The following is a 14656-nucleotide window of genomic DNA, read 5'->3' on the forward strand; positions in this document are numbered from 1 at the left end:
GAGAAAACTGTTACCTATGTATCCGGTTCATTCTGTTACCCATCTATCCGCTGGACACCGGCAGGCAGGTGAGGGGCGGCACTGCCGGACGAGGTGGTCCGTCAACTTTGTAACGGTCACATTTTTTCATTGGTGTACTGCGTGTCTTTGCGAGCATCATGAGAAGACACCCTCTTTTTCTGGACCTTGCATGACCGCCACCACCCCTCCCGGCATCGCCGACATCCACGCCGCCGCCGCGCGCCTTTCGGGCCTGATCGTCGAGACACCGCTCATCGAATCGCAGGAGCTGAACCGGCGCTTCGGCGGCCGTATCCTGTTCAAGCCGGAGACGCTGCAGCGCACCGGCTCGTTCAAGTTCCGCGGCGCCTACAACAAGCTGTCCTCGCTGAGCGAGGCGGAGCGCTCCCGTGGCGTCGTCGCCTTTTCCTCGGGCAACCATGCCCAAGGCGTGGCGGCTTCCGCCGCTATGTTCGGCGTCAAGGCGGTCATCGCCATGCCTACGGATGCGCCTGACATGAAGATCGCCAATGTCCGCAAGATGGGCGCCGAGGTGGTGCCCTTCGACCGTTTCAAGGACGACCGCATGACGGTGGTTCGCCCCTATCTCGACAAGGGCATGGCGCTGGTGCCGCCCTTCGACGATCCGGCCATCATCGCCGGACAGGGCACGATCGGGCTGGAGCTGGTGAAGCAGGCGCGGGCGCTCGGTGTCAGCCTCGACGCGGTCGTCATCCCCTGTGGCGGCGGCGGCCTGACCAGCGGCATTTCCGTCGCGGTCAAGGATGCCTCGCCCGGCACCGCGATCTGGGCGGTCGAGCCCGAGCATTTCGACGACACGCGCCGCTCGCTGGCAGCGGGCGCCAGGGTTTCGAACGAGCCGGGCCACAGTTCGATCTGCGACGCGATCCTGACCGCCGAGCCGGGCGTCATCACCTTCGAGATCAACCGCCGTAACCTCGCGGGTGCCATCGCGGTTTCCGACAAGGCGACCGCACAGGCGATGCGTGACGCCATGGCCTACCTGAAGCTGGTGGTCGAGCCCGGCGGCTGCGTCGCGCTTGCGGCGCTGTCATCGGGCGAGATCGAGCTGTCGGGTAAATGCGTTGCCGTGGTGCTGTCCGGCGGCAATGTCGATTTCGGCACCTATGCCGGGATCATGGCGGCGGCGTAGGGGCTGCGCCCTCCACAAGTGTCAGGCCTTGAGCTTGCGAAGCTCAAAAGGCCCAATCACCTTTGGTTCGCCGGATTTCCTCTGAGGTCAGGAAGTGGATCTCCATAAGGATCGGTTCTTCCGGCCCTCTGAAGAAATGCAATTCCGCATGGGGAAGCACAAGGCGACGCACCGTCTCAGAAGCACTGTCAACTTTGTAGTCTTTGCCCTGAAGGCCGAGATCGGTAAGCAGCGCCTTAGTGGCGGAAAGCGTCATCGCCGGATGAAAGCCATCGAGATCGATTTGGCTGTTTCCGCTCCACTTCAAAGGTAAAGGCTTGGCGACGTCCGGCACGTGCCACAGCTTGATGCTGATGCGATTGGCGCGCGCTCGATTGCTGCGGGTCAGAATGTCGAGTTCCAGGTCGCCATAGCCAAGAAGAAAGCCGCAGGGCTGATCCTGATAGACATACAGCCATTTCGGAAAGCCGAGGTGCTTCTGAATGGGGCCGAGATCGGCTCCGACACGCAGGGGCGTGTCTTTCTTGCCTGTGATCAATGGAAGGATATGGAGTTTGCCCCGCAGCATTGATCAACCCTGAATTGGCCCGTCACAGCCATTGCATTCTATATGTCTCGGCCATCTGCGCCAGCCGTGCCGATCAGTCCAGCGTGCGCCTGAAGCGCACCAATGCCACGCCGGCGAACAGCGCGACGAAGACCACCAGCCAGCCGATCTCGGTCGCCACCGCCGGCAGCTGGGCGCCCTTCAGCATCACCGCGCGGGTGATACGCAGGAAATGCGTCAGCGGGAAAATCTCGCCGAAGGTCTGTGCCCAGTCCGGCATGCCGCGATAGGGGAACATGAAGCCCGACAGCATGATCGACGGCAGGAAGAAGAAGAAGGTGAGCTGAAGCGCCTGCATCTGCGTGCGCGCGATGGTCGAGATCGTGTAGCCGAGCAACACCAGGGACAGCACGAACACCAGCACCGCCGACAGGAGCAGCGTCATCGAGCCGCTGAACGGTATGGCGAACAGAAGCTTCGACGCCGCCAGCACCACCACCACCTGCACCGCCCCGACCGCCAGATAGGGCAGCACCTTGCCCATCATGATCTCCAGCGGGCTCGACGGCATCGCCAGGAGGTTCTCCATCGTGCCGCGCTCGGTCTCGCGCGTCAGCGCGATCGAGGTCATCATCACCATGGTCATCTGCAGGATGACGCCGAGCAGGCCGGGCACGATGTTGTATTGCGAGATGCCTTCGGGATTGTAGCGCCGGTGGACGACGACATCGAGCTGTCCCCTGGCGGCCTCGGCGGCGGCTTCCTGCATGCCCTGCGCTCTCAGCAGCGCCTGGCCGGCGATGGTGCCGAGCGTGGAGATGGCGCCACTGGCGACCGCCGGATCGGTGGCGTCGGCCTCGATCAGGATCTGCGGCTTGTCGCCGCGCTCGACACGCCGGGCGAAGTCGGCGGGGATGGTGACGACGAAGGCGACGTCGCCCCGCGCCATCAGGAACTCGGCCTCGTCGGCGCTCCGCGCGACATGATCGAAGCGGTAATAGCCGGTGGTCTGCAGCGCCGAGACCATGGCACGGGTGTAGGGATCGCTGCTGGTCGCCACCAGCGCCGCCGGCAGGCTTTTCGGGTCGTTGTTGATGGCGTAGCCGAACAGGACGAGCTGTATCAGCGGCACGCCCAGCATCATGGCGAAGGTGATGCGGTCGCGCCGCATCTGGATGAATTCCTTGATCAGCAGGGCGCCGAGCCTGGCGAAGGAAAAGATGCTGTTCATCCCATATTGTCCCTTCATGCCATATTGTCCTTCGATCCCGACATGAACTGGATGAAGACGTCCTCCAGGCTGGTTTCGCCGGGCTTCACGGTCACGCCCTTGTGCTCTTTCTCGACATCGGCAAGGGCAGCCTCGAGCTTCTTGCGGTCGGAACCGACGACATGCAGCGTGGCGCCGAACGGAGCCACCTGGTCGACGCCGGGGCGGCCTTGCAGCGCTTGCGCCACCTCGTCGAGCCGGGGACCCTGCAGCACGAACGTGGTCAGGCCCGCATTCTTCACCACCTCGGCGACGGTGCCGGTGGCCAGCATCCTGCCATAGGAAATGTAGCTGATGCGGTGGCAGCGCTCGGCCTCGTCCATGTAATGGGTGGAGACCAGCACGGTGAGCCCGCCGCTGGCCAGGCGATGGATCTCGTCCCAGAACTCGCGCCGCGCCTTCGGGTCGACGCCGGCCGTCGGCTCGTCGAGCAGAAGCAGTTTCGGCTCGTGCATGATGCAGGCGGCCAGCGCCAGCCGCTGCTTCCAGCCGCCGGACAAGGTGCCGGCCAGCTGGTTGCGGCGCGTCGCCAGGCCGAGATCCTCCAATGTCCGGGCGACATACTCCTCGACCGGCTTCAGCCGGTAGAGCCGCGCCACGAATTCGAGATTCTCGCCGATCGTCAGATCCTCGTAGAACGAGAATTTCTGCGTCATGTAGCCGACTTCACGCTTGATCCTGAGCGCATCGGTACGGATGTTGAAACCCAGCACCGTACCTTCGCCCTCGTCCGGCGTCAGCAGGCCGCACATGATGCGGATGGTGGTGGTCTTGCCCGAGCCGTTGGGGCCGAGGAAGCCGACGATCTCGCCCTCGGCGACCGACATGGTCACGTGGTCGACGACGGTCTTGTCGCCGAAGCGCTTGACCAGGCCGTGAACGTCGATGACGTTCATTTTCCCATATCCGCGAGATTGACATCGACGATCTGGCCGGGCTGCAGCGGCCCCGCGTCGCCCTCCGGCCGCGCCTCGACGAGGTAGACCAGCTTCTGCCGATTCTCGAGCGAATAGATCACCGGTGGGGTGAATTCGGGATCGGGCGAGACGTAACTGACGCGCGCCTTCACGTCCGGGCCGCAGCCGTCGCAACGGACGCTGAGCAGGCTGCCGACCTTGACCGAGGAGAAGGCGCTTTCCGGAATATAGACACTGAGCTTCACCGCGCCGTCGGGAAGCACCGAGATGACAGGCGCGGTCGGGCCCGCCGTGTCGCCGGGATTGCGGATGACGTCGTTGACACGGCCGGGCGAAGGGGCGGCGAGGGTGCGCTTGGACAGGCGCCATTGCGCCTGTTCCAGCTCCGCCCGCGCCTGCTTGACCTGGTTGTCGGCGGCCTTGATCGTCTCGGTCCGCGCCGGCAGGCCACCGACGGCGAGATTGGCCTGCGCCTGGCCGACCTGGGCGTTGGCGGTTTCCAGCGTCGCCGAGGCGGTGTCATAGTCCGCTTGGGTGCCGGTACCGCGCTTGAACAGATCGGCGGCGCGGTCGTATTTGCGCTTGGCGTCGTCGGCCTGCGCCTTGGCCATGTCGACCTGGGCTCTGAGCGCTGCGATTTCTTCCGGCCGCTTGCCGACCTGCAGGTCGGCAAGTTGCGCCTGCGCCTGGGCGAGGGCCGCCTGCGCTTGCGCCACCGCGATCTTGGCGTCGGCGTTTTCGAGTGTCACCACGATGGCTCCCGGCATGACGCGGTCGCCGCGCTTCACCATCACCGTCTCGACCTGCGCCACCTCGATCGGCGCCAGGAGCACGTAATCGCCCTCGACATAACCGACGGCGAGCGGTGCTGCCGGCGCGCAGGCACCAAACAGTTGGGCGGCGAGCGGCAGCGAACACAGAAAGCTCATTGTCCCGATCCCTTCGTCCCTGCCGCCTTTCGGGCGGCCAGTATGGCGCCGAGGTTGTCCGTGGCGACCGCCACCACCTTGGCGGCCTCGGCGGCACCGATGTCGTGCCAGCCCATGCGGCGCATCACCGCCTCGCGGCCGATGCGGAAATAGATGACCTGGCCGATCAGCGTGAACACGGTGAGCCGGGTCCGTTCGCTTTCGGCCGGCTCGCCGGTGGCCTGCTCCCAGATCAGGCACAGCCGGCGATGCGTCGGCTCGAAGACGCCTTCATAGATGCGGTCGAGCGCCGCCGTCGGATGCGACAGCTCACGCAGCACGAACTGCACGATCTCTCCGGCCTGCGGGCTGGCAACGACAAAGCCGACCATCCGCTCCAGGGCCGCGAAGAGCTGCGCCCGCGCCGCCTCCGGGTCGCTTGCCGTCGCGGCCTGTCCATTGCCGAGCGCCTGGCCGGCGACCGCCTCAATGGTCTCGACGATAAAGTCGGCGGCAGCGGTGCGAAGACCTTCCTTGCCGCCGAAATGATAGGCGATCGAGCCGATATTGGCCCCCGCCTCGGCCGCAATCTCTCGCGTCGAGGTGCCGTCGAATCCTTGCCGCCCGAACAGTTTCAGCGCCGCCCGGACGAGCGCGGCACGCGTCAGCTCAGCCGGCGATGTCGCGCGGCGGGGCGTCTTGGCGTTCGGCAACTTGATCATGGCGCAAGACTTTAATCAATCGATTGATTAAGGTCAACTGGCGCAGCGCCGTCTTGCCATCGCGCGCGGCAACCGCTTTAGTGCGTGGCCATGGGCAAGGAAATCGAGCGCAAGTTCCTGATCTCCAGCACCGCATGGCGAGATCTGGTGGAAGCGGATATCCGCATTCTCCAGTTCTATCTCGCCATGGCACCCGGACGAACCGTCCGCATCCGCATCAGTGACGGAGCCTCGGCCAAACTGACGCTCAAATTCGGCAGCAGCGCGCGCGAGCGCGACGAATTCGAATATCCGATCCCGCTTGAGGAGGCGGTGGAAATGCTGGACTTCGCCATCGGACGTGTCATCGACAAGACACGTCACCATGTTAGGCATCGCGGCTATCTCTATGAAGTCGATGTCTTTGGTGGCGCACTGGCGGGACTTGTAGTGGCCGAACTCGAGACTCCGGAAGACGTTCCGGACGAAATGCTGCCGGACTGGCTCGGCCGTGAAGTCACCGGCGATCAGAAGTTCTACAACGCGTCGCTCGCCCTCGGGGGGATACCGGAGATCGCCGCATGAGCTTTCGCATAGACCCGCGCATGCCGCTGACCGGCGAGGTCAGACGCATCCTTGCCGAGGAAATCGGCAAGGCCCTGCTGCATCTGGATGCGGCGCGCACACGGCCGGAACAGGGGCTGCACAAATGCCGCAAGCGGCTGAAGAGCGCGCGTGCCTTGCTGCGGCTCGTTCGTTCCGGAGACGAAACATTCTGCGCCACGGAAAACCAATGCTATCGCAATGTGGCGGCGCTGCTTGCCGGCCCGCGTGAGGCGACGGCGCTGATCGAAACCATCGACCGGCTGGCTGCGAGTTTCGCGAAGGAAAGCGCCGATGGCGGGCTCGATGCCGTGCGCGACAGGCTCATCGCCCGCCAGCACGATTTGCATGAGGGGGCCGGGCTGCAGGCCGCGATCGGAGCGGCCACCGCGGCCTGCGAAGACGGCATGAAGCGCATCGAATCCCTTGTCCTGCCCGACCAGCCGGAACAGGCCGCCGACGTGCTCGCCGAAGGCGCGCGCGCCACCTTGCGCCGTGCCAGGAAGGCGCTCGACAAGGCCGGCGCGCACGGCGAGGCCAACGATTTCCACGACCTGCGCAAGGCGGCCAAGACGCATGGCATGCACCTGTCGCTGCTTGGCAGGCTGTGGCCGACGCCGATCAAGGCGCGGCGCAAGGCCGTCGATGAACTGGGCGAACGGCTCGGCGAACTGCATGACGTGTTCGTCATGCGTGCGCTGCTCGAGGCGGACAGCGAGCCGCTTGGGCCGCCCGAGGATACGAAACTTCTCGGCAAGCTGCTCAAGCGCTCGGAAAAGGGCCTGAAGAAGGCGTGCCTTGCCGAGGCGGCCGAACTGTTCGGCGACAGCCCGAAGCGCTCGACGAAGATGCTTGCCCGCAAGGCCCGCGACGATCTTGCCGGCGCGGCGCAGGAAGACGCGAACGCGACGGTGGGCTGATGCGCCAGTGCCTCCCCTTCTCACCCTTGTGGGAGAAGGGAGAACGCGCCGGCGCTGGCACTTTCCCGCCACCTCGTGCTAGTCACGCGTAGTCATGACCCAGCCCGCCGACACGCTCCTGGACCGCATAGGCCGCTGGCTTGCCGGCCGGCTGCAGGAAGAATCCTCGGGTTACGAGCCCTACACGCCTTCCGACGCCGAAACACTGCGCCGCACGCTGGAGCCGGGCGACATCCTGCTGATCGAGGGCAACCAGAAAATCTCGGCGGCGATCAAATACCTGACCCAGTCGACGTGGTCGCACGCGGCCTTCTATGTCGGCGACGCATTGGCCGAACCGGACGATGGCTCGGAACGGCGGCGCCTGATCGAGGTTACGGTCGGCGAAGGCTGTGTCGCCGTGCCGCTGTCGCGGTACCGGACCTACAACACCCGCATCTGCCGGGCGAGCGGCCTGACACCCGAAGACCGTGACAAGGTCGTTGCCTTCATGATCGGCAAGCTCGGCCTGAAATACGATCTCAAGAACATCTTCGACATGCTGCGCTATTTCCTGCCGGCGCCGCCGGTACCGGTGCGCTGGCGCCGCCGCATGCTGGCCTTCGGCTCCGGCAACCCGACCCGGGCGATCTGCTCGACGCTGATCGCCGAGGCTTACGGCCAGATCCACTATCCGATCCTGCCCGACATCACCCGCGCGCCCGGCCGGGCCTCGGCGCAGTCGAACTATTCGCGCAGGGAAATCCTGCACATCCGCCATCACTCGCTCTACACGCCGCGCGATTTCGACCTGTCGCCCTATTTCCGCATCGTCAAGCCGACGTTGGAATATGGTTTCGACTACCGGCAAATGGTCTGGGACGACAAGGCAAGCACAGACGCCGCAGCCGCAAAGGCTGGCGCAACCGCGACGGACACGTGATGGCTTTCGGCCTAGGACGTAGTGACGATTTAACGGGTTGGGATTCCCAAGGAAGCGCAAATCAGATTCAACGCTGATTTTTGGAGGTCAGCGATGGACTGCGATGCGCTTCGGGACGATCAGTGGGAACGGATCAGGGGCTTTGTGCCTGGCGGTACGAAGGGCAAGCGCGGCCCGCGCACCGACAACCGGAAGTTCCTCGATGCCCTGCTGTGGATGGCCCGCTCGGGTGGGCGCTGGCGTGATCTACCCGAGCGGCTCGGCGACTATCGATCCGTGAAGCGGCGCTACTATCGCTGGATCGAAATGGGCGTTCTCGATGAGATGCTTCTGGTTCTTGCGCGCGAAGCTGATGATCGACTCGACCATTGTGCGCGCTCATCAGCACGCCGCCGGCGCGCGCCGGTCAAAAGGGGGGCGGATGCCCAAGGTCTGGGCCGGTCTCGCGGCGGCCTGAGCACCAAAATCCATGCGGCAGGCGATGCTCTTGGGTTACCGGTTCGCCTGATCGCAAGCCCAGGGCAGCGTAATGACATCGCCTTCGCGCATGATCTCGTCGACGGCTTCGAGACCGGCGCAGCGATCGCCGACAAGGGCTATGACGCCGACCATTTGCTTGAAAAGATCGCAGAAATAGGCGCCGACGTCGTCATCCCGCCCAAGCGCAATCGAAAGCATCAGCGTCCCTACGACGCTGATCTCTACAAGGAGCGCAACATCATCGAGCGCTTCTTCAACAAACTCAAACAGTTCCGCCGCGTCGCAACTCGATATGACAAGCTGCTCGCCAACTTCATGGGCTTTGTCAAACTTGCCGCTATCGCTATCTGGCTCAGGTAGTTAAATCGTCACTACGCCCTAGGTCAGGACACGCGGCCTACCGCTATCCCGCCGAGGTGCAGGCGTTTCACATGGCGGCCTATGTCACGCCGGAACCGCAATAGAACCCTGGTTTTCGGCTCTGTGTTCGACCCAGACATGGACCGGTTCGTCCCGGCCGCGGATGCTCATCGGTCCATGATCGCGCGCATTCAACGGTGTCGTGGGCGATTCCGCCTTCGCGGCCTCAATCAGTCGTGACCCAAAGCAAATATTCACCTGAAGCTCACGGCAGAGCGACTGCAAACGGCTGGCGACGTTGACGGTGTCGCCCACCACCGCGAAGGACAGATTGCGCTCGCTGCCGACCGCGCCGATGACCACTGCGCCATATTGTGCACCGATCCGAACGTCCAGCGGCGGGTATCCCCTGGACACCCGCTGTACATTCCAGTCTTCGAGAGCGGCGACCATCGCTTCAGCGCATTGGATGGCCCGAGTCGCGTCGTCATGGCTGGCTTGCGGAACCCCGAATGTCGCCATGATGCAATCGCCGATATAGTTATCGACGGTGCCATGGTGGTCGAAAACGACTTGTTCCATGCGACGGTGGAACTGACGCAGAAGTTCGAACACTGCTTCGGCCGGATGATCCTCGGAATAGTGTGTGAAGCCGACGATGTCGGCAAACAGCACCGCGATATCCTGCCGGCGGACCGGGCCGAAGGGCTCGTCATCGGTGGCGAGCTGGTCGACGACATTGGGCGAAAAATGCCGGGCGAGATTGGCGCGGGCGCGCTCTGCCTTGACGTAGTCCTCCGACAGATGTCGGGAACGAAAGACGACCAGCGCCATGATCGCGCCGATAATCAGCACAACCAACACGTTGGTCGCCTGCGCAAATGTATCGACGAAATTGGGGTTGAGATAGAGGTTCAGTCGCTCTGTCATTGGCAGCGAATAGAGGTTCGTCGCCGGAATTACGGTTCCCGGATGGGAAATCACCCATCCCACCCCGATCGCCCATGTCAGGGCCGCGAGCGCGCCGAGATAGAGTGCCAATCGTGTCGAAAGGGTCAGAGCGCCAAGGCATACGAAAATCAGCAGGTATTTAAAGCTGCCCTCGCGCAGTTGCATCGCGGCCGGCGCGACCTCCAGGGAAAACGGGTTGGGCGTTATCAGCAGAACGGTCAACAGAATGATGTCCAGCGTACCGGCGAGGTAACCGATCCACCATCGCGCCGTGCGACGGCGAGCAAAGAGAAACTGGATCAGGCCGATGAGCTGGAACAGCACGAGGCCCGCCAGCACGAAGAGCAGCGAAGCATCCCAGCGGCTGGTCAATGAAAAGAAGCAGGAGATCACGGCGAGCGATGCCGTACGCGCCCAGAACTGTAATGCAGCACCCTGGCGTTCTGCACGCGCCCGCAAATTTTTCAGGCGCGAATAGCGGCGAAGTTCAAGTGTTGGCGCGGTCGACATAGGATCACTTCGATTTCACGGGGACGTGTCACGCATTCGGCAAACCCGCCTTCTACAATCTGACAAATCAGTGCGCGAACTATATCATGAATGTGATTTCGTTTTTCTGTATCAGGCCGGTAACGGGCGGCGTCCCTTTGCTGGAGCGGCGGGCCGATCGAACGCCCCGGCGTCGCGCGGATGCGGGCCGATCGGCATGATCGCCTCGAACGGCGTGGCGCCGAAGGCGAACGTCCATTTGTGGCCGACCAACCCGTCCTCGGGCGTGGTGTGCTGGTCGTGATGGGCCAGCAGCTTCGCGCGGTCGGCCAGCTCCTCGGCCTCGCGCCGCACCATCTCCGCCGTCTCCGGCCGCATCCGCCTGGAGAAGCTGACGAAGGTCGCCTCCCGCTCGATATGGGTGATCGCCCAACCGATGAAATTCTTGTTGGTCATCTCGAACAGCGGCCTGAGCGGCCCCTCGAAATTCCACTGGATCGGCGTTTCGACCAGCAATTTCGCCGATAGGCCTCGGCCGAGCGCGATCAGGCCGAGCTCCTCCAAGTCGCGCAGATAGAGGAACATCGAGGCTTCGCTCAGGCCCTGCGAGCGCATGATGCCTTCCGGCGTGAATTTTTCCGACAGCATGACGAAGACGAACAGCAGTGCCGGCCGGCCGGCGAGCCGGCGCTCGATCTCGGGCGCGATGTGGTTGACCGGCCCCGGCCCCCTGCTCATCGAGCCGAGCACGTTTTCCAGCTCGACGCCGGCGGCGGCGCAGATCTCCACCAGGCGGTCGAGCTTGCAGTTCTTCTCATGGAAAATGCGCTTCACCGTCGGCTCGGAAACGCCCATGCGCTCGGCGAGGCCGCGATAGGTGACCCCCTTCGCCTTCAGCGTCCGCTTCAGCGCCTCGAAGATCAAACCGTTCATGGGATGCACCTCTTGCCGTCGGTTTCGTATCGGTATTCGATACTAGCGCCAATCACGCTTTCCGGAAAGTATCGAAAAACATAGTCTCCGCCGTCATCACAGGAGACCGGACATGAGACGCCTCATCACCTCAGCCTTCATCGCCGCCATCGGCATCGCCGCTCCCGCCCAGGCCGGCGAGCTCTGGCGCGCAACGGGCCTCGAACAGCCGGAATCGGCGTTGTTCGACGCCGCCAACGACCGCATCATCGTTTCCAACATCGTCGGCAATCCGGGCGACGCCGACGGCAATGGTTATCTCAGCGTGCTGTCCCTCGACGGCAAGATCGTAACCCAGCACTGGACCGACGGCATGGACGCGCCCAAGGGCATGGCGATATCGGGCGGCAAGCTCTATGTCGCCGACATCACCAAGGTCCGCGTCGTCGACCTCGCCAGCGGCAAGCTCGTCACCAGCATCGTTGTGCCGAACGCGGTCTTCCTGAACGACATGACATCGGACCGGTCCGGCAAGGTCTATGTCACCGACATGTTGGCCGACACGATCTACCGCATCGACGGCGAAAGGCCGGATCTGTTCGTCAAGGACCCGCTGCTTGCCTCGCCGAACGGCGTCTTCGCCGATGGCGGCAGGCTGATCGTGGCCTCATGGGGCAAGGGCATCAAGGCCGATTTCAGCACCGCCGAGCCGGGCGGGCTGCTGTCGGTAGACCTCGCCAGCAAGACGGTAACGCCGCTGGCGGGCGCCCAAAGGTTCGCCGACCTCGACGGCATCGTCGCCATTGGCGACACCATCTATGCCACCGCCTACATGACCGGCACGCTCTACCGATACAGGACCGGCGGCACGCCGGAAGCGGTGGCGCATTTCAAGCCGGGCAGCGCCGACATCGGCACCGACGGCAAGTCGATCCTCTATGTACCACTGATGAACGAGGGCGAGGTGGCGGCGCTGAAGATCGATTGAGAATCGCCGCCGCGGGGCCGACCCGTGCGACCTTCGCTGACAGCCGTGGATGGACCGTGGTAGGACGGTCCATCCACGGTGATGATCAGGGAGGTGTGCCATGGACGACCGCGAGATCAGAGCGGCCCCATGGATGCCGTGAGCCACAGCGACAATCATCCGCCGCTCGCGCGGGACGACCTGCCGGACGATACGGCCGCCCTCGCCCGCGATCTCATCGGCAAGCTGGTGGTGCGCGACTTGCCCGAAGGCAGGGTCAGCGGCCGCATCGTCGAGACCGAGGCCTATGTCGTCGGCGATGCCGCCGGGCACGGCTTTCGGGGAATGACGCCGCGCAACCGGTCGTTGTTTCTCGAGCGCGGGCACGCTTATGTCTATCTCGCCTACGGCATCTCGTTCATGCTGAACGTTTCGAGCGAGACGCAAGGCAGGGGAACCGGCGTGCTGATCCGGGCGCTGGAGCCGCTGGAAGGCATCGCTATCATGCGGCTGAACCGTGGCGTCGAGCGCCTGCGCGACCTGGCGCGCGGGCCGGGAAGGCTGACCGCGGCATTGCGGATCGATCGATCGCTCGACGGGATCGACCTTTGCCGGGAGGGCCCGCTATGGCTCGCACACGAAGACCACGTCCCCGCTGAAATCGGGCAGAGCATCAGGATCGGCATTTCGAAGGATGCCGAACGCCTGCTGCGATTTTACCTGAAGGCAAGTCCTTTCGTCAGCGGCCCGAGATCGCTCAACCGTTGAGGGACGGCTGCTCCGCCTCCTGTTCTCCCGCCAGCTGCGCCCGCGCATCGCGGATCGAAGCGGCATAGGTCACCAGCGGCCGCTTGACGCCGTGGTTGATCAGCATGCGCCGTGTCCGCGGCGAGGCGCCCGAAATGATGAAGCGCACGCCGGCGCGCCTCGCCTTGCGGGCCGCGCTTTCGATGACATTGGCCGCCGTCGAATCAAAAAGCGGCACGGCCGAACAGTCGAGGATGAAGTTGCGGCGCTGGTCGGCGATGCGGTCGAGCACGCTGCCGACGGTGGAGGCGGCACCGAAGAAGAAGGCGCCCGAGATGCGATAGACGACGGTGTCGGCGTCAGCGGCCTCGCTGGAATCATAGCCGCCGGCGCCGCTGTCGGCGACATCGTCCTGCGCCAGATCCGCCTCGACGGCGACGGACTTCGCCATGCGATCGATGAACAGGATCGAGCCGAGCGCGAAGCCGACGACGATGCCTTCGGTCAGGTCGCGGAAGACGACGATCAGGAAGGTCGCCAGCAGCACCAGCGCATCGCCGCGCGATGCCCTGAGCAGCGTGACGAAAGCCTGTTTCTCGAACATGTTCCAGCAGACCACCGCCAGCACGCCGGCAAGGGCCGAGAGCGGGATGTAGCTGGCGAGTGGAGCCGCCACCAGCATCAGCACCAGCAGGATGGCCGAATGGACGATGCCCGAAACCGGGCCATGTGCGCCGGCCCGCACATTGGTGGCGGTGCGGGCGATGGTGCCGGTGGCGCAGACGCCGCCGAACAGGGCGGACGCGATGTTGGCGAAGCCTTGCGCCACCAGCTCGCAATTCGAGCGGTGCCGCCGGCCCGTCATGCCGTCGGCTACAACGGCCGACAGCAGCGATTCGATGGCGCCGAGCAGCGCGAAGGCGATGGCGTCGGGCAGGACGTCGAGCATCCTGCCGAAGCTGACCGGGGGCAGGCCAGGCCATTGCAGGCTGCGCGGGATGCCGCCATAGCGCGTGCCGATCGTCTCGGCCGGCAGTGCAAACAGCGCCACGACGAGCGAGGCAAGCCCGATGGCGATCAGCATGGAAGGCCATTTCGGCCGCCACCGCTTCAGGAAAACGATGGTTGCGATGGTCAGCACCGCCACCAGGGTTGCGGCGGGGTTGATCGTGCCGGCCGCTTCGCCAAGCGCGATCAGCTTGGGCACGAACGGTCCGGGCTCCTTGCCCGGCAGGATCAGCCCGAACAGTTCGACGATCTGGCCGGAGAAGATGATGACGGCAATGCCGGCGGTGAAGCCGACGGTGACCGGATAGGGAATGAATTTGATGTAGGTGCCGAGGCGGAGGTACCCGATCGCAAGCAGGAAGACGCCCGCCATCATCGTCGCCAGCAGCAGGCCGTCGACGCCAACCCGCGCAACCGTTGCCGCCACCAGCACGATGAAGGCGCCGGCCGGGCCGCCGATCTGGAAGCGGCTGCCGCCCAAGGCCGAGATGATGAAGCCGCCGACGATGGAGGTGTAGAGGCCGCGTTCCGGCGTCACGCCCGACGCGATCGCGATTGCCATCGACAGCGGCAGCGCGACGATGGCTACGGTCAGGCCGGACATGAAGTCCGCCTTGAATTGCGGCAGGTGGTAACCCTCCCGCCAGACTGTCACCAGCTTCGGCGTGAACAGTTCGGAAAATGTCGGCTTGACCGGCTGGTGGGCCGCCTGGTGGGCCGGTTGATGCACTGTCTGACGCGCTTGATCCATGGACTGCCTTCCGCACCTGCAAAGGCGGC

At 64.3% G+C, this 14656-nt stretch carries 15 protein-coding genes; 7 read left to right on the forward strand and 8 right to left on the reverse strand.

Features of this window, described 5'->3' with window-relative positions:
- Positions 1-190: 190 nt before the first annotated feature.
- Entirely contained in the window at positions 191-1174 is a 984-nt protein-coding gene (locus FJW08_RS28290) for a threonine/serine dehydratase (RefSeq protein ID WP_140813190.1), read from the forward strand.
- Positions 1175-1217: 43 nt separating this feature from the next.
- Here the strand turns inward: FJW08_RS28290 and FJW08_RS28295 are convergent, their stop codons facing one another.
- From FJW08_RS28295 to FJW08_RS28315, 5 genes are all read right to left on the reverse strand, one after another.
- Positions 1218-1742 carry a hypothetical protein gene (locus tag FJW08_RS28295; RefSeq protein WP_140813191.1) on the reverse strand — a complete coding sequence of 175 codons (525 nt, stop codon included), beginning with the start codon at positions 1740-1742 and terminating at the stop codon, positions 1218-1220.
- 73 nt (positions 1743-1815) lie between these two features.
- Complete coding sequence (locus FJW08_RS28300; RefSeq protein WP_140813192.1) at positions 1816-2952, reverse strand: ABC transporter permease; 1137 nt, start codon at positions 2950-2952, stop codon at positions 1816-1818.
- Between the two features lie 14 nt (positions 2953-2966).
- Positions 2967-3887 carry an ABC transporter ATP-binding protein gene (locus FJW08_RS28305; RefSeq protein ID WP_140813193.1) on the reverse strand — a complete coding sequence of 307 codons (921 nt, stop codon included), beginning with the start codon at positions 3885-3887 and terminating at the stop codon, positions 2967-2969.
- Positions 3884-4837 carry an HlyD family efflux transporter periplasmic adaptor subunit gene (locus FJW08_RS28310; RefSeq protein WP_140813194.1) on the reverse strand — a complete coding sequence of 318 codons (954 nt, stop codon included), beginning with the start codon at positions 4835-4837 and terminating at the stop codon, positions 3884-3886. The genes FJW08_RS28305 and FJW08_RS28310 overlap by 4 nt, the downstream gene beginning before the upstream one ends.
- Entirely contained in the window at positions 4834-5538 is a 705-nt protein-coding gene (locus tag FJW08_RS28315; RefSeq protein ID WP_140813195.1) for a CerR family C-terminal domain-containing protein, read from the reverse strand. Before FJW08_RS28315 ends, FJW08_RS28310 begins: the two co-directional genes overlap by 4 nt.
- Before the next feature lie 90 nt (positions 5539-5628).
- Here FJW08_RS28315 and FJW08_RS28320 point away from each other — a divergent pair, with 90 nt between their 5' ends.
- The 4 genes from FJW08_RS28320 (at position 5629) to FJW08_RS28335 (ending at position 8802) form a co-directional block, all read left to right on the forward strand.
- A complete protein-coding gene (locus tag FJW08_RS28320; protein ID WP_140813196.1) occupies positions 5629-6102 on the forward strand; it encodes a CYTH domain-containing protein in 474 nt (157 codons plus the stop codon).
- Positions 6099-7040, forward strand: coding sequence for a CHAD domain-containing protein (locus tag FJW08_RS28325; RefSeq protein WP_140813197.1), 942 nt, complete (start codon positions 6099-6101; stop codon positions 7038-7040). The genes FJW08_RS28320 and FJW08_RS28325 overlap by 4 nt, the downstream gene beginning before the upstream one ends.
- 94 nt (positions 7041-7134) lie before the next feature.
- The gene (locus tag FJW08_RS28330) at positions 7135-7962 is read left to right on the forward strand and encodes a YiiX/YebB-like N1pC/P60 family cysteine hydrolase (RefSeq protein ID WP_140813198.1); all 828 of its coding nucleotides are present in this window, start codon (positions 7135-7137) and stop codon (positions 7960-7962) included.
- 93 nt (positions 7963-8055) lie between these two features.
- Positions 8056-8802, forward strand: a complete 747-nt coding sequence (locus FJW08_RS28335) for an IS5 family transposase (protein ID WP_246682624.1) — start codon at positions 8056-8058, stop codon at positions 8800-8802.
- Positions 8803-8886: 84 nt separating this feature from the next.
- Here the strand turns inward: FJW08_RS28335 and FJW08_RS28340 are convergent, their stop codons facing one another.
- Both FJW08_RS28340 and FJW08_RS28345 read right to left on the reverse strand, forming a co-directional pair.
- The gene (locus tag FJW08_RS28340) at positions 8887-10263 is read right to left on the reverse strand and encodes an adenylate/guanylate cyclase domain-containing protein (protein ID WP_140813199.1); all 1377 of its coding nucleotides are present in this window, start codon (positions 10261-10263) and stop codon (positions 8887-8889) included.
- Positions 10264-10374: 111 nt separating this feature from the next.
- Positions 10375-11175 carry a helix-turn-helix transcriptional regulator gene (locus FJW08_RS28345; protein WP_140813200.1) on the reverse strand — a complete coding sequence of 267 codons (801 nt, stop codon included), beginning with the start codon at positions 11173-11175 and terminating at the stop codon, positions 10375-10377.
- 112 nt (positions 11176-11287) lie between these two features.
- Here FJW08_RS28345 and FJW08_RS28350 point away from each other — a divergent pair, with 112 nt between their 5' ends.
- Together FJW08_RS28350 and FJW08_RS28355 are read left to right on the forward strand one after the other, a co-directional pair.
- A complete protein-coding gene (locus FJW08_RS28350) occupies positions 11288-12142 on the forward strand; it encodes an ATP/GTP-binding protein (protein ID WP_140813201.1) in 855 nt (284 codons plus the stop codon).
- Between the two features lie 129 nt (positions 12143-12271).
- Positions 12272-12889, forward strand: coding sequence for a DNA-3-methyladenine glycosylase (locus tag FJW08_RS28355; protein ID WP_140813202.1), 618 nt, complete (start codon positions 12272-12274; stop codon positions 12887-12889).
- On the opposite strand, the gene FJW08_RS28360 is transcribed toward FJW08_RS28355, so the two are convergent.
- Positions 12879-14627, reverse strand: a complete 1749-nt coding sequence (locus FJW08_RS28360; protein WP_140813203.1) for a SulP family inorganic anion transporter — start codon at positions 14625-14627, stop codon at positions 12879-12881. The genes FJW08_RS28355 and FJW08_RS28360 overlap by 11 nt on opposite strands.
- Positions 14628-14656 lie beyond the last annotated feature (29 nt).

The sequence above is a fragment of the Mesorhizobium sp. B3-2-1 genome (assembly GCF_006439515.1).
Taxonomy (GTDB): domain Bacteria; phylum Pseudomonadota; class Alphaproteobacteria; order Rhizobiales; family Rhizobiaceae; genus Mesorhizobium.

What these genes read in the sequence shown, in the direction of transcription:
- FJW08_RS28290 (WP_140813190.1), top strand. Translation starts at nt 191, where the DNA reads ATGACCGCCACCACCCCTCCCGGCATCGCCGACATCCACGCCGCCGCC.
- FJW08_RS28295 (WP_140813191.1), bottom strand. Translation starts at nt 1,742, where the DNA reads ATGCTGCGGGGCAAACTCCATATCCTTCCATTGATCACAGGCAAGAAA.
- FJW08_RS28300 (WP_140813192.1), bottom strand. Translation starts at nt 2,952, where the DNA reads ATGAACAGCATCTTTTCCTTCGCCAGGCTCGGCGCCCTGCTGATCAAG.
- FJW08_RS28305 (WP_140813193.1), bottom strand. Translation starts at nt 3,887, where the DNA reads ATGAACGTCATCGACGTTCACGGCCTGGTCAAGCGCTTCGGCGACAAG.
- FJW08_RS28310 (WP_140813194.1), bottom strand. Translation starts at nt 4,837, where the DNA reads ATGAGCTTTCTGTGTTCGCTGCCGCTCGCCGCCCAACTGTTTGGTGCC.
- FJW08_RS28315 (WP_140813195.1), bottom strand. Translation starts at nt 5,538, where the DNA reads ATGATCAAGTTGCCGAACGCCAAGACGCCCCGCCGCGCGACATCGCCG.
- FJW08_RS28320 (WP_140813196.1), top strand. Translation starts at nt 5,629, where the DNA reads ATGGGCAAGGAAATCGAGCGCAAGTTCCTGATCTCCAGCACCGCATGG.
- FJW08_RS28325 (WP_140813197.1), top strand. Translation starts at nt 6,099, where the DNA reads ATGAGCTTTCGCATAGACCCGCGCATGCCGCTGACCGGCGAGGTCAGA.
- FJW08_RS28330 (WP_140813198.1), top strand. Translation starts at nt 7,135, where the DNA reads ATGACCCAGCCCGCCGACACGCTCCTGGACCGCATAGGCCGCTGGCTT.
- FJW08_RS28335 (WP_246682624.1), top strand. Translation starts at nt 8,056, where the DNA reads ATGGACTGCGATGCGCTTCGGGACGATCAGTGGGAACGGATCAGGGGC.
- FJW08_RS28340 (WP_140813199.1), bottom strand. Translation starts at nt 10,263, where the DNA reads ATGTCGACCGCGCCAACACTTGAACTTCGCCGCTATTCGCGCCTGAAA.
- FJW08_RS28345 (WP_140813200.1), bottom strand. Translation starts at nt 11,175, where the DNA reads ATGAACGGTTTGATCTTCGAGGCGCTGAAGCGGACGCTGAAGGCGAAG.
- FJW08_RS28350 (WP_140813201.1), top strand. Translation starts at nt 11,288, where the DNA reads ATGAGACGCCTCATCACCTCAGCCTTCATCGCCGCCATCGGCATCGCC.
- FJW08_RS28355 (WP_140813202.1), top strand. Translation starts at nt 12,272, where the DNA reads ATGGATGCCGTGAGCCACAGCGACAATCATCCGCCGCTCGCGCGGGAC.
- FJW08_RS28360 (WP_140813203.1), bottom strand. Translation starts at nt 14,627, where the DNA reads ATGGATCAAGCGCGTCAGACAGTGCATCAACCGGCCCACCAGGCGGCC.